We start from the raw sequence: 13,792 nt of genomic DNA, 5'->3' as shown, positions 1-13,792 counted from the left end.
CACCTGATCAGAAGTCCAGGTTCGACACCGACAGCGCGTTACTTTCGATGAAGTCACGACGCGGCTCGACCGCGTCCCCCATCAGGGTGTTGAAGATCTGGTCCGCAGCGATCGCATCTTCGATAGTGACCTTCAGCATACGGCGAACGGTCGGGTCCATGGTGGTTTCCCACAGCTGGTCCGGGTTCATTTCACCCAGCCCTTTGTATCGCTGGATAGTGTGGCGCTTGGTTGTCTCGTTCATCAGCCAATCCAGGCCTTCCTTGAACTCGACAATTGCCTTGCGGCGTTCACCGCGCTGAACGTAAGCACCTTCACCCAACAGGCTGGACAGCTTGGAGCCAATGTTGACCACGGTACGGTAGTCATTGCTGCCGAAGAAGTCGCGGTTGAAGGTGACGTAGCTGGCCAGGCCGTGAGAGGTGACTTCCACTTCTGGCAGCCATACGTTGCGCTCTTTGTCTTCGCGCAGGCTAGCTTTGTAAACCAGGCCAGACTTCTGGCTGCTGTTCAGACGCTCCTGGAACTTAGCCAGCCAGGCTTGCATCACCGCGTGGTCACCCAACTGCTCCAGGGTCACCTCCGGCAGGTAGATGAAGTGCTCGGTCAGCTCTTCCGGATACAAGCGCGACAGGCGCTTGAGCGTCTTCATTACGCTACGGAACTCATTCACCAGTGCTTCCAGCTGCACACCGGAAACCGCAGGTGCCGATTCGTCCAGGTGCAGGCTGGCATCCTCCAGGGCCGACTGGGTCATGTACTCTTCCATGGCCTCGTCGTCCTTGATGTACTGCTCCTGCTTGCCCTTCTTCACCTTGTACAACGGTGGCTGGGCAATGTAGATGTAGCCGCGCTCGACCAGCTCCGGCAACTGACGGAAGAAGAAGGTCAGCAGCAGGGTACGGATGTGCGAACCGTCAACGTCAGCATCGGTCATGATGATGATGTTGTGATAACGCAGTTTGTCGATGTTGTACTCTTCGCGGCCAATACCGCAGCCCAGCGCAGTGATCAGCGTGCCCACTTCCTGGGACGAGATCATCTTGTCGAAACGCGCTTTCTCGACGTTGAGGATTTTACCCTTCAACGGCAGGATCGCCTGGGTACGACGGTTACGACCTTGCTTGGCCGAGCCACCCGCGGAGTCACCCTCCACCAGGTACAGTTCAGAGAGGGCAGGGTCCTTCTCTTGGCAATCCGCCAACTTGCCCGGCAGGCCAGCGATATCCAGCGCCCCTTTGCGGCGAGTCATCTCACGGGCTTTACGCGCGGCTTCACGGGCGCGGGCGGCGTCGATCATCTTGCCAACGACGGCCTTGGCCTCGTTCGGGTTTTCCAGCAGGAAGTCGGCGAAGTACTTGTTCATCTCTTGTTCCACGGCGGTTTTCACCTCCGAGGAGACCAGCTTGTCCTTGGTCTGCGAGCTGAACTTGGGGTCCGGCACCTTCACCGAGATGATCGCGGTCAGGCCTTCACGGGCGTCGTCGCCGGTGGTTGCCACCTTGTTCTTCTTGGCCAAGCCTTCCTGCTCGATGTAGCTGTTCAAGCTACGGGTCAGCGAGGACCGGAAGCCCACCAAGTGGGTACCGCCGTCACGCTGCGGAATGTTGTTGGTGAAGCACAGCAGGTTTTCGTTGAAGCTGTCGTTCCACTGCAGAGCGACCTCAACACCCACGCCATCGTCGCGCTGGACGTTGAAGTGGAATACCTGGGAGTTGACCGGCGTCTTGTTGGTGTTCAGGTACTCGACGAACGCACGCAGGCCGCCTTCGTACTTGAAGAACTCTTCCTTACCGCTGCGCTCATCCTTCAGCAGAATGCCAACGCCCGAGTTGAGGAACGACAACTCACGAATACGCTTGGCCAGGATGTCCCAGCTGAAGTGAATATTCTTGAAGGTTTCAGCCGATGGCTTGAAGTGGATGTGGGTACCCGTGGTTTCGCTGTCGCCGACAACCGCCATAGGCGCTTGTGGAACACCGTGAACGTAGGTCTGTTCCCAGATCTTGCCGCTACGGCGAACGGTCAGAACCAGCTTCTCGGACAGGGCGTTAACAACCGATACACCTACACCGTGCAGACCGCCGGATACTTTGTAGGAGTTGTCATCGAACTTACCGCCGGCGTGCAGTACGGTCATGATGACCTCTGCCGCAGAAACGCCTTCTTCTTTATGTACGTCGACCGGAATGCCACGACCGTTGTCGCGCACGCTGATGGATTCGTCCGTGTGGATGATGACGGTGATGTCATCGCAGTGCCCGGCGAGGGCTTCGTCGATCGAGTTGTCGACCACCTCGAAGACCATGTGGTGCAGGCCGCTACCATCATCGGTGTCGCCAATGTACATGCCGGGACGCTTGCGTACGGCATCCAAACCTTTCAGCACCTTGATGCTGGAGGAGTCGTACGTTTGATTTTCGCTCATGCCTTCACTCCCGATGGTCGTGGGTCTGGGTGATACGGCCTTGTTCCACGTGGAACAAAGCAACTGGCGTTTCCGTCTGCCAGCCTTCCCTCAGTAATTCGTGATCTACACAGGTGATGAACACCTGGCAGCGTAATTCTTCAAGCAAGCGACACAGCGCGCGGCGATGCTGGTCATCCAGTTCGGACGGCAAGTCATCCACGAGATAAATACAATGACCGCGGCGAGCCTGACTAACGAGGTGGCCTTGAGCAATGCGCAGTGCGCATACCACCAGCTTCTGCTGACCACGCGACAGGATGTCAGCTGCGTTGTTGCCAGCCAGGCGAAGACGCAGATCAGCACGCTGCGGACCGGCCTGGGTATGGCCCATCTGCTGATCGCGAAGGAGAGAGGATGCGAGTACTTCTTGCAGTTCCCGGTCCTTGTCCCAGCCTCGGTAGTAGCTTAGGGTCAACCCGTCCAGCTCGACCAGTTCGCTCAGGGTTCGCTCGAAGACAGGCTTCAAGGCCTTGATGTAGTTGCGACGGTATTCATCTATTTCCGCGCTGGCCAGGCACAATTCCCGGTCCCAGGCGGCTTGCGAAGCTGGGTCAAGTGTACCATGACGCAACCATGAGTTCCGCTGCCGCAGCGCCTTCTGCAGCCGTTGCCAGGCTGGCAGAAAACGAGGTTCCACGTGGAACACCCCCCAATCAAGGAACTGGCGGCGTATTTTCGGGGCACCTTCCAACAGCCGGAAACTGTCTGGGTTGATAAGCTGAAGCGGCAGCAGCTCTGCCAGTTGCGCGGCACTGCGCGCATTCTGACCATCGATGCGGATAGTGAACTCCCCCTGGCGCTCTCGGGATACACCCAGTTTGCAGGTGCCGCCTTCGGTCAACTCGACTTCACCAAATACGGTACAGGCAGGCTGTTCGTACTGGATGACCGGGTTCAGGCGACTACTGCGAAATGAACGTGCCAGCCCGAGCAAGTGCACAGCTTCAAGCACGCTGGTCTTGCCGCTACCGTTGGCGCCGTAAAGGATGTTGATTCGGGGGGAGGGTAAGAGTGTCACCGGGTGCAAGTTGCGCACCGCGGTGACCATGATACGTCGAAGGGACATTTCGCCTGCTACAGGTTACAGGCGCATCGGCATGACAACGTAGGAAGAATCGTCATTGCCAGCTTCCTGCAGCAGTGCACTGCTGTTGGAATCGGACAGGATCAGACGAACTTGCTCGGTAGTCATCACGCCCAGCACGTCCAGCAGGTAGCTGACGTTGAAGCCAATTTCCAGCGAACTGCCTTCGTAGTCCACGCTGATTTCTTCTTCAGCTTCTTCCTGCTCGGGGTTGTTAGCCTGGATCTTCAGTTGGCCAGCCGCCAGTTGCAGGCGAATACCGCGGTACTTTTCATTGGAAAGAATCGCCGTACGGCTGAAGGCTTCACGCAGTGCCTGACGATCGCCGACCACCAGCTTGTCGCCGCCTTTTGGCAGGACGCGCTCGTAGTCCGGGAACTTGCCGTCCACCAGCTTGGAGGTAAAGGTGAACTCGCCAGTTGTGGCGCGTATGTGGTGCTGGCCCAGGACGATGCTGACCATGCCTTCCGGGTCAGTCAGCAGGCGCGCCAACTCCAGGATACCTTTACGTGGCACGATGACCTGATGGCGATCATCCTGCTCGATCGGCGCAGTCATGGAGCAGAGCGCCAGACGGTGACCATCGGTGGATACCGCACGCAGGGTGTTGCGGGAAACCTCAAGCAGCATGCCGTTGAGGTAATAACGAACATCCTGCTGGGCCATGGCGAAGCTGGTGCGCTCGATCAGGCGGCGCAGCTTGCTCTGCTCAAGGTTGCAGGTCAGCGAGCCCGGGCCTTCTTCCACGGTCGGGAAGTCATTGGCTGGCAGGGTCGACAGCGTAAAGCGGCTGCGGCCGGCCTTGACCAACAATTTCTGCTCATCGACCTTGATATCGATCAGGGCGTCGTTCGGCAGGCTTTTGCAGATGTCCATCAGCTTACGCGCCGGGACAGTGATTTCGCCAGGCTCGGCCGGCTCTTCCAGTTGCACCCGGCCTACCAGCTCGACTTCCAGGTCGGTACCGGTCAACGACAGTTGCTGGCCTTGCACGACCAGCAATACGTTGGACAGGACCGGCAAGGTCTGACGGCGCTCGACGACACCGGCGACCAGTTGCAGGGGTTTCAACAGGGCTTCGCGTTGAATGGTGAAATGCATGGTCTAGTCCCTTGCCTTCAATTAGCTGCGCAGACGGCCATCAGGTCGTCAGCGTCCGCAGCAGGTTCTTGTAGTCCTCGCGGATGTCCGCGTCGGATTCCTTCAGTTCGTTGATCTTGCGGCAGGCGTGCAGCACGGTCGTATGGTCGCGGCCACCAAACATGTCGCCGATTTCCGGCAGGCTGTGGTTGGTCAGCTCCTTGGAGAGGGCCATGGCCACCTGACGTGGCCGTGCGACAGAACGCGAACGCCGCTTGGACAGCAGATCGGAGATTTTGATCTTGTAGTACTCGGCGACGGTTCGCTGAATATTATCCACACTGACCAATTTATCCTGCAGCGCCAGCAGGTCCTTCAGCGATTCACGGATCAGCTCGATGGTGATATCGCGGCCCATGAAGTGCGAATGGGCAATCACCCGCTTCAGTGCGCCTTCCAGCTCCCGTACGTTGGAGCGAATGCGCTGGGCAATGAAGAACGCGGCATCATGCGGCAGCTCGACCTTGGCCTGGTCGGCCTTTTTCATCAGGATTGCCACGCGGGTTTCCAGCTCCGGTGGCTCGACAGCCACCGTCAGGCCCCAACCAAAGCGCGACTTCAGCCGCTCTTCCAGGCCTTCGATCTCTTTGGGGTAGCGGTCAGAGGTAAGGATCACCTGCTGGCCACCCTCAAGCAGAGCGTTGAAGGTGTGGAAAAACTCTTCCTGCGAGCGCTCTTTGCGGGCGAAGAACTGGATATCGTCGATCAGCAACGCATCCACCGAACGGTAGAAACGCTTGAATTCGTTGATGGCATTGAGCTGCAGCGCTTTGACCATGTCCGCAACGAAGCGCTCCGAATGCAGGTAGACCACCTTGGCATTCGGGTTTTTCTTGAGCAGGTGGTTACCCACAGCATGCATAAGGTGGGTTTTACCCAGGCCCACGCCGCCATAAAGGAACAGCGGGTTGTAGCCATGCTTGGGGTTGTCCGCCACCTGCCAGGCAGCCGCGCGCGCCAGCTGGTTCGACTTACCTTCAACGAAAGTGTCGAAGGTAAAGGTACGGTTCAGGTAACTGGTGTGCTTGAGCGCGCCTTCAACCTGCACGGTGCGCTGTTCGGCGCGGCCACTACTGGCAGGTGCCGAAGCGGGCTCGGCCATGGCATCGAAGCTGTCACGTGAAGACGGCTCGGCCAGTTCGTCGACCAGCACCGGCTCGGCTGCGGCCACAGCAATTGGCTCGACCGCTGCTGGTGTCGGGGCAGCTTTGTGTGCCTGGGTCTGCGCCAGCGAGGCCGCCACGGCGGCGCTGACCGGCGCGTTAGGCGCAGCCCGGGGAGCCGAACTGCGGCGGCTACCTATTAATAAGGAAAGGGCAGGTGCAATGCCGCTGCCGTTTTCGCCCAACAGCTCGAGCAAGCGCCCCAGGTATTTTTCATTGACCCAATCGAGAACGAAACGGTTAGGCGCATAGACGCGCAACTCGTCGCCTTCGGCTTCGACCTGTAGCGGACGGATCCAGGTGTTGAATTGCTGGGCAGGCAGTTCATCGCGCAGAAGCTCCACGCACTGCTGCCAAAGTTCCACTGACACGGATATCCCCTGAGTTTGAAAGCCGGATGAGGCAAAAACAAACCGCCATTGTACCGGTCGAGCGTCCAGTTATCCACATGTGGACACGTTAGGATCCAAGACAAAACAGCCATTTATCGACCAAAACGTCATTCTGGCACTGTGCATAAGCCCTGTGGATAAGCAGCCATGAGGGCTATGCACAACCCTGGGTGCCTGCCTGTTGATAAATCGCCTGTGGATAATCACCATTTTAATCCACAGCTTTCGATCACGATGAAAACAAGCGCAGCACCGGTTGAGAACAAGGTTTCAAAACTCTGTACATCCCGGTTTTCAAGGCCTGTATAAGGTTATCCACAGAAGGTTATCCACTTAAGATTTATAAGTTCTTCAGAAAAGCTTTTTATATGTCTCTTCTTTTTTTTCATGTTGTCCCCGATTCGTGTGTCCGATCAAGGACGCCCTGGGGATGATCGAACAGGCACCGTCCATCACACGCTCTATATGGAATGACTGGTTGGAAATTGACCTATGGGCTTGCTTTCTCTAGAATCGCCGGTCTCTTAAAAAGGGGGCCATCCCGGCCCGTCGTCGACAAACCAGGTAACACGCCATGAAACGTACTTTCCAACCAAGCACCATCAAGCGCGCCCGCACCCACGGTTTCCGTGCCCGTATGGCTACCAAGAACGGCCGTGCTGTTCTGTCGCGTCGTCGTGCCAAAGGCCGTAAGCGTCTGGCCATTTGATTTTTCGGCACAGGTGGTGAGTCAGGACTTCAGTCGGGAAAAGCGACTGCTTACACCCCGGCATTTCAAAGCGGTCTTCGACTCCCCAACCGGCAAGGTTCCAGGGAAAAACCTGCTGATCCTTGCTCGCGAGAACGGCCTCGATCATCCACGCCTAGGCCTGGTAATCGGCAAGAAGAGCGTCAAGCTCGCCGTTCAACGCAACCGCCTCAAGCGCTTGATGCGCGATTCCTTTCGTCTGAACCAGCAATCGCTTGCCGGCCTGGACATCGTGATCGTCGCGCGCAAGGGATTGGGTGAGATTGAAAACCCGGAATTGCACCAACACTTTGGCAAGCTCTGGAAACGCCTGGCGCGCAGCCGGCCAGCACCAGCAGCCACCGCCAATTCCGCAGGGGTAGACAGCCAAGATGCGTAAACTGGCACTCGTTCCGATCCAGTTTTACCGTTACGCCATTAGTCCACTGATGGCCAATCACTGTCGTTTTTTCCCCAGTTGCTCCTGTTACGCATATGAAGCCATTGAAAACCATGGCCTCTGGCGTGGTGGGTGGCTGGCCGTTCGTCGCCTGGGGCGTTGTCATCCGTGGAATGACGGCGGTTTCGACCCCGTTCCACCCGCTCCTTCCTCCCGAACTTCTTCGATAGCCGAGTAATCATGGATATTAAACGCACGATCCTGATCGCCGCGCTGGCAGTCGTGTCCTACGTCATGGTCCTGAAGTGGAACGATGACTACGGCCAGGCTGCCCTGCCGACTCAGAATACTGCTGCCAGCACTGTTGCTCCGGGCTTGCCCGATGGCGTGCCGGCCGGTAACAACGGTGCCAGCGCCGATGTACCGAGCGCCAACGCCGAATCGAGCCCTGCCGAACTGGCACCGGTCGCACTCAGCAAGGACCTGATCCGAGTCAAGACCGACGTTCTGGAACTGGCTATCGATCCGGTCGGTGGTGACATCGTCCAGTTGAACCTGCCGAAGTACCCACGCCGTCAAGACCACCCGGACATTCCGTTCCAGTTGTTCGACAATGGTGGTGAGCGTGTTTACCTGGCACAAAGCGGCCTGACCGGCGCCAACGGCCCGGATGCCCGCGCCAGCGGTCGCCCGCTGTATGCCGCCGAGCAGAAGAGCTACCAGCTGGCCGACGGCCAGGAACAACTGGTGGTCGACCTGAAGTTCAGCGACAACGGTGTCAACTACATCAAGCGCTTCAGCTTCAAGCGCGGTGAGTACGACCTGAATGTCAGCTACCTGATCGACAACCAGAGCGGCCAGGCCTGGAGCGGCAACATGTTTGCCCAGCTCAAGCGTGACGCCAGCGGCGATCCTTCTTCCAGCACCGCCACCGGTACTGCGACCTACCTGGGTGCAGCCCTGTGGACAGCTTCCGAGCCTTACAAAAAGGTCTCGATGAAGGACATCGACAAAGGTGGTTTGAAAGAAAATGTGTCCGGCGGCTGGGTTGCCTGGCTGCAGCACTACTTCGTCACCGCCTGGATTCCGGCCAAGTCGGACAACAACGTTGTTCAGACCCGCAAGGACAGCCAGGGTAACTACATCATTGGCTACACCGGCCCCGTAATCAGCGTGCCTGCTGGTGGCAAGGTCGAAACCAGCGCCATGCTGTACGCCGGCCCGAAGATTCAGTCCAAGCTGAAAGAGTTGTCCCCAGGCCTGGAACTGACCGTCGACTACGGCTTCCTGTGGTTCATCGCCCAACCGATCTTCTGGCTGCTGCAACATATCCACAGCCTCCTGGGTAACTGGGGCTGGTCGATCATCGTGCTGACCATGCTGATCAAAGGCCTGTTCTTCCCTCTGTCGGCTGCCAGCTACCGCTCCATGGCCCGTATGCGTGCCGTTGCACCTAAGCTCGCCGCCCTGAAGGAACGCTTCGGTGACGATCGCCAGAAGATGTCCCAGGCGATGATGGAGCTGTACAAGAAAGAGAAGATCAACCCGCTGGGCGGCTGCCTGCCGATCCTGGTACAGATGCCGGTCTTCCTGGCCTTGTACTGGGTACTGCTGGAAAGCGTGGAAATGCGCCAGGCTCCGTGGATGCTGTGGATTACCGACCTGTCGATCAAGGATCCGTTCTTCATCCTGCCGATCATCATGGGCGCCACCATGTTCATCCAGCAGCGCCTGAACCCGACGCCGCCGGATCCGATGCAGGCCAAGGTGATGAAAATGATGCCGATCATCTTCACCTTCTTCTTCCTGTGGTTCCCGGCCGGTCTGGTGCTGTACTGGGTTGTGAACAACTGCCTGTCGATTTCGCAGCAGTGGTACATCACTCGCCGTATCGAAGCAGCTACCAAAAAAGCTGCTGCTTGACGGGCTAGTACGCTAGCCTGTGAATAAAAAACGCCCCCTAGTGGGGCGTTTTTGCTATCTGTCGTATTTGTCGTAGAGGCTTTCGAGCATGAACACTGTGCGTGAAACCATCGCCGCCATCGCCACCGCCCAAGGCCGCGGTGGTGTAGGTATTGTCAGGCTGTCCGGCCCCTTGGCTGGCAAGGCAGGCCAGTTGATCACCGGTCGCACGCTGACCCCGCGGCATGCCCATTACGGCCCGTTCCGCGACGATGACGGGCTTGTGCTGGACGAAGGGATAGCGCTGTTCTTCCCTGGGCCGAATTCGTTCACGGGTGAGGACGTGCTCGAACTGCAGGGCCATGGCGGCCCAGTGGTCCTCGACATGCTGCTGCAGCGCTGTGTACAAGTGGGGTGCCGGCTCGCCCGGCCGGGTGAATTCAGCGAGCGCGCGTTCCTCAACGACAAGCTCGACCTGGCTCAGGCAGAAGCCATCGCCGACCTGATCGAGGCCAGTTCCAGCCAGGCGGCGCGCAATGCCCTGCGCTCGCTGCAGGGGGAATTCTCCAAGCGTGTGCACAGCCTGACCGAGGCCTTGATTGCCCTGCGCATCTACGTCGAGGCGGCGATCGACTTCCCTGAGGAGGAAATCGACTTTCTCGCCGATGGCCACGTACTGTCGATGCTCGATGCTGTGCGCGGCGAGTTATCCACCGTGCAGCGTGAGGCCGGGCAGGGGGCATTGCTGCGTGACGGTATGACTGTGGTTATCGCCGGCCGGCCCAATGCTGGAAAATCAAGCTTGCTGAACCAGCTGGCCGGTCGGGAAGCAGCCATCGTCACCGATATCGCCGGCACCACCCGGGACATCCTGCGTGAACATATCCACATCGACGGTATGCCGCTGCATGTGGTCGATACCGCCGGTTTGCGTGATACCGATGACCATGTGGAGAAAATCGGTGTGGAACGCGCCCTGAAGGCCATTGGCGAGGCTGATCGTGTGCTGCTGGTGGTCGACTCCACCGCGCCCGAAGCAAGCGACCCATTCGCGCTGTGGCCCGAGTTTCTCGACCAGCGGCCAGACCCGGCCAAGGTCACGCTGATTCGTAACAAGGCTGATCTGAGTGGTGAGCACGTAGGGCTGGAGCAGTGCGATGACGGCCATGTGACCATTACCCTCAGCGCCAAGGGCGACGACACGGGGTTGCAACTGCTGCGCGACCATCTCAAGGCCTGTATGGGTTACGAACAGACTGCAGAGAGTGGCTTCAGTGCCCGCCGGCGCCACCTGGATGCCTTGCGCCAGGCTAGCGAGCATCTGGAGCACGGCCGTGCCCAATTGACCTTGGCGGGCGCAGGAGAGCTCCTGGCTGAAGACTTGCGCCAGGCACAGCATGCCCTGGGGGAAATTACCGGGGCATTCAGCTCGGATGACCTGCTGGGGCGGATTTTCTCCAGCTTCTGCATCGGCAAGTAATCCACAGCCAGGCAAGGCCAAGCGCCGCTTCTTCGGGAGCGGCTTTTTTTTGCCTGAAATTCGTTGCAGGAGATGACTGTAGTCCGGTGTCCCGAGCACCAGTGCAAGCGGACCTGTCTGAAAACCGTACTCAGGAGCCCTGTGGAAAACCCGCCTTCAGCTCAGTTGATAAGCAGGCTTTTTTTCTGAGGGCAAAACCGCCTGTGGGTAAAACGTCATTTAATCCACAGGCTAAATGACGTTATCCAAAGCCCTCATGGCACTCCAGACACAGGGTTTAATTTTCCTCTACACAGCGTCATTCCTAGCCTACGAGGATTTATCCACAGATATCCTTGTGCATAAGAATAAACATAAAAACAAAGCTTTTATAAATTTCTTCTTGTTGATTTCTGTTGTGCGCCACTCATCCACAGACTGGTCAAAATTTGCTCAGACGGTTTCTTTAAAGGGTGTGAAGTCCCTATACTTGTCGGCTTACCTTTTCTATTCGCAAAAACAGGCACGAGGTGCGTGGTGGATTTCCCTTCCCGTTTTGAAGTGATCGTCATCGGCGGCGGCCATGCCGGTACCGAGGCTGCGCTTGCGTCTGCACGCATGGGTGTGAAAACCCTGCTGTTGACCCATAACGTGGAAACCCTCGGTCACATGAGCTGCAACCCCGCCATCGGCGGTATTGGCAAAAGCCATCTGGTCAAAGAGATCGATGCCCTAGGCGGCGCCATGGCGCTGGCCACCGACAAGAGCGGCATCCAGTTCCGCGTTTTGAACAACCGCAAGGGCCCGGCCGTACGCGCCACCCGTGCGCAGGCCGACCGCGCCATCTACAAGGCGGTGGTGCGTGAAATCCTTGAAAACCAGCCGAACCTGTGGATATTCCAGCAGTCCTGCGACGACCTGATCGTCGAGCAGGACCAGGTCAAAGGTGTGGTGACCCAGATGGGTCTGCGTTTCTTCGCCGAATCGGTGGTATTGACGACCGGTACCTTCCTCGGCGGCCTTATCCACATTGGTCTGCAAAACCATTCCGGCGGCCGTGCCGGCGATCCACCCTCGATCGCCTTGGCCCACCGCATGCGTGAACTGCCGCTGCGTGTAGGCCGCCTGAAAACCGGGACCCCGCCACGCATCGACGGCCGCTCGGTGGACTTCTCGGTGATGACCGAGCAGCCAGGCGATACACCGATCCCGGTGATGTCGTTCATGGGCAATGCCGAAATGCATCCCCGTCAGGTGAGCTGCTGGATTACCCACACCAATGCACGCACCCACGAGATCATCGCGTCGAACCTCGACCGTTCGCCGATGTACTCGGGTGTGATCGAAGGTGTCGGCCCGCGTTATTGCCCATCGATCGAAGACAAGATTCACCGCTTCGCCGACAAGGACAGCCACCAGGTGTTCATCGAGCCGGAAGGCCTGACCACCCATGAGCTGTACCCCAACGGTATTTCCACGTCGCTGCCGTTCGACGTGCAACTGGAGCTGGTGCGTTCGATCCGCGGTATGGAAAACGCCCACATCGTGCGCCCTGGCTATGCCATCGAGTACGACTACTTCGACCCGCGTGACCTGAAGTACAGCCTTGAGACCAAAGTCATCGGCGGCCTGTTCTTCGCCGGGCAGATCAACGGCACCACCGGTTACGAAGAAGCCGGTGCCCAAGGCCTGCTGGCCGGGACCAACGCCGCACTGCGTGCGCAGGGCCGCGACAGCTGGTGCCCGCGCCGCGACGAGGCGTACATCGGTGTACTGGTCGACGACCTGATTACCCTGGGTACCCAGGAGCCGTACCGCATGTTCACCTCGCGTGCCGAGTACCGCCTGATCCTGCGCGAAGACAACGCCGACTTGCGCTTGACCGAAAAAGGCCGTGAACTTGGCCTGATCGATGACCAGCGCTGGGCTGCCTTCTGCGCCAAGCGCGACGGCATCGAGCGTGAGGAACAGCGCCTGAAGTCGACCTGGGTACGCCCGAACACCGAGCAAGGCCAGGCCATTGTGGATAAGTTCGGTACCCCGCTCAGCCACGAATACAGCCTGCTCAACCTGCTCGCTCGCCCAGAAATCGACTACGCTGGCCTGATCGAGGCGACTGGCGGTGAAGCAATCGATCCACAGGTCGCCGAGCAGGTCGAAATCCGTACCAAGTACGCCGGCTACATCGACCGCCAGCAAGATGAGATCGCCCGTCTGCGCGCCAGCGAAGACACGCGGCTGCCTGTGGATATCGACTACTCGACCATTTCCGGCCTGTCCAAGGAGATCCAGGGCAAACTGGGTCAGACCCGCCCAGAAACCCTGGGCCAGGCTTCGCGCATCCCGGGCGTGACCCCGGCGGCGATTTCCCTGTTGCTGATTCACTTGAAAAAACGCGGCGCTGGCCGCGAATTGGAGCAAAGCGCTTGAGTTCCCTGGTCACCCCGCAACACGCTGAAGAGTTGTCCACAGGTGCACGGCAGCTCGGAGTCGAGCTGAGCGCAGAGCATCACGAAAAGCTGCTCGGCTACCTGGCCCTGCTGATCAAATGGAACAAAGCCTACAACCTCACCGCCGTGCGCGACCCGGATGAGATGGTGTCGCGTCACCTGCTGGACAGCCTCAGCGTCATGTCGTTTATCCACAACGAGCGTGACAATTGGCTGGACGTCGGCAGTGGCGGTGGCATGCCTGGTATCCCGTTGGCTATCCTGCATCCGCACAAGCGGGTGACCGTGCTGGACGCCAATGGCAAGAAGACGCGCTTCCTGACCCAGGTGAAAATGGAGTTGAAGCTGGACAACCTCACGGTTATCCACAGCCGAGTGGAAGCCTTCCAGCCGGCACAACCGTTCGACGGAATCATCTCCCGCGCCTTCAGCAGCATGGAGAACTTCACCAACTGGACCCGCCACTTGGGCGACACCGGGACGCAATGGCTTGCAATGAAGGGGCTGCATCCTGCCGATGAACTGGTAGCATTGCCCGCAGACTTCACAGTGGAAAGCGAACAGGCCCTGACCGTTCCGGGTTGCCAGGGCCAGCGCCATCTGCT

Annotated in this window: 11 protein-coding genes; 7 read left to right on the top strand and 4 right to left on the bottom strand. The window is 58.6% G+C overall.

The window, feature by feature from the left end:
* Positions 1–7: 7 nt before the first annotated feature.
* From gyrB to dnaA, 4 genes are read right to left on the bottom strand one after another with little or no spacing between them, the layout of a single operon-like run.
* A complete protein-coding gene (gyrB, locus tag APH35_RS27035; protein ID WP_012269844.1) occupies positions 8–2,428 on the bottom strand; it encodes a DNA topoisomerase (ATP-hydrolyzing) subunit B in 2,421 nt (806 codons plus the stop codon).
* A 4-nt stretch (positions 2,429–2,432) separates the two neighbouring features.
* On the bottom strand, positions 2,433–3,536 hold the full coding sequence (gene recF, locus APH35_RS27030) for a DNA replication/repair protein RecF (RefSeq protein WP_012269843.1): 1,104 nt from the start codon (positions 3,534–3,536) through the stop codon (positions 2,433–2,435).
* A 15-nt stretch (positions 3,537–3,551) separates the two neighbouring features.
* Complete coding sequence (gene dnaN, locus APH35_RS27025) at positions 3,552–4,655, bottom strand: DNA polymerase III subunit beta (RefSeq protein ID WP_016712777.1); 1,104 nt, start codon at positions 4,653–4,655, stop codon at positions 3,552–3,554.
* A gap of 40 nt (positions 4,656–4,695) precedes the next feature.
* Positions 4,696–6,228 carry a chromosomal replication initiator protein DnaA gene (dnaA, locus tag APH35_RS27020; protein ID WP_012269841.1) on the bottom strand — a complete coding sequence of 511 codons (1,533 nt, stop codon included), beginning with the start codon at positions 6,226–6,228 and terminating at the stop codon, positions 4,696–4,698.
* Positions 6,229–6,823: 595 nt separating this feature from the next.
* On the opposite strand from dnaA, the gene rpmH reads away from it, so the two are divergent.
* The 7 genes from rpmH to rsmG all read left to right on the top strand — a co-directional run.
* A complete protein-coding gene (gene rpmH / locus APH35_RS28705) occupies positions 6,824–6,958 on the top strand; it encodes a 50S ribosomal protein L34 (protein WP_003253163.1) in 135 nt (44 codons plus the stop codon).
* A 13-nt stretch (positions 6,959–6,971) separates the two neighbouring features.
* Positions 6,972–7,376 (top strand): ribonuclease P protein component, encoded by a 405-nt coding sequence (gene rnpA / locus APH35_RS27015; RefSeq protein WP_060515790.1) that lies wholly within the window; start codon positions 6,972–6,974, stop codon positions 7,374–7,376.
* Positions 7,369–7,614 carry a membrane protein insertion efficiency factor YidD gene (gene yidD, locus APH35_RS28700; RefSeq protein ID WP_015268406.1) on the top strand — a complete coding sequence of 82 codons (246 nt, stop codon included), beginning with the start codon at positions 7,369–7,371 and terminating at the stop codon, positions 7,612–7,614. The genes rnpA and yidD overlap by 8 nt, the downstream gene beginning before the upstream one ends.
* A gap of 2 nt (positions 7,615–7,616) precedes the next feature.
* Positions 7,617–9,299, top strand: a complete 1,683-nt coding sequence (yidC, locus tag APH35_RS27010) for a membrane protein insertase YidC (protein ID WP_012274917.1) — start codon at positions 7,617–7,619, stop codon at positions 9,297–9,299.
* 88 nt (positions 9,300–9,387) lie between these two features.
* Positions 9,388–10,758, top strand: a complete 1,371-nt coding sequence (gene mnmE / locus APH35_RS27005) for a tRNA uridine-5-carboxymethylaminomethyl(34) synthesis GTPase MnmE (protein ID WP_012274916.1) — start codon at positions 9,388–9,390, stop codon at positions 10,756–10,758.
* 516 nt (positions 10,759–11,274) lie between these two features.
* Positions 11,275–13,167, top strand: a complete 1,893-nt coding sequence (mnmG, locus tag APH35_RS27000; RefSeq protein WP_012274915.1) for a tRNA uridine-5-carboxymethylaminomethyl(34) synthesis enzyme MnmG — start codon at positions 11,275–11,277, stop codon at positions 13,165–13,167.
* Positions 13,164–13,792 (top strand): 16S rRNA (guanine(527)-N(7))-methyltransferase RsmG (gene rsmG / locus APH35_RS26995; protein ID WP_060515789.1); only part of this gene is annotated, 629 nt, incomplete at its 3' end. The genes mnmG and rsmG, both read left to right, overlap by 4 nt.

Source organism: Pseudomonas sp. NBRC 111132 (assembly GCF_001320565.1).
Taxonomy (GTDB): domain Bacteria; phylum Pseudomonadota; class Gammaproteobacteria; order Pseudomonadales; family Pseudomonadaceae; genus Aquipseudomonas; species Aquipseudomonas putida_P.
This window is presented reverse-complemented; position numbering and strand designations above follow the sequence as displayed.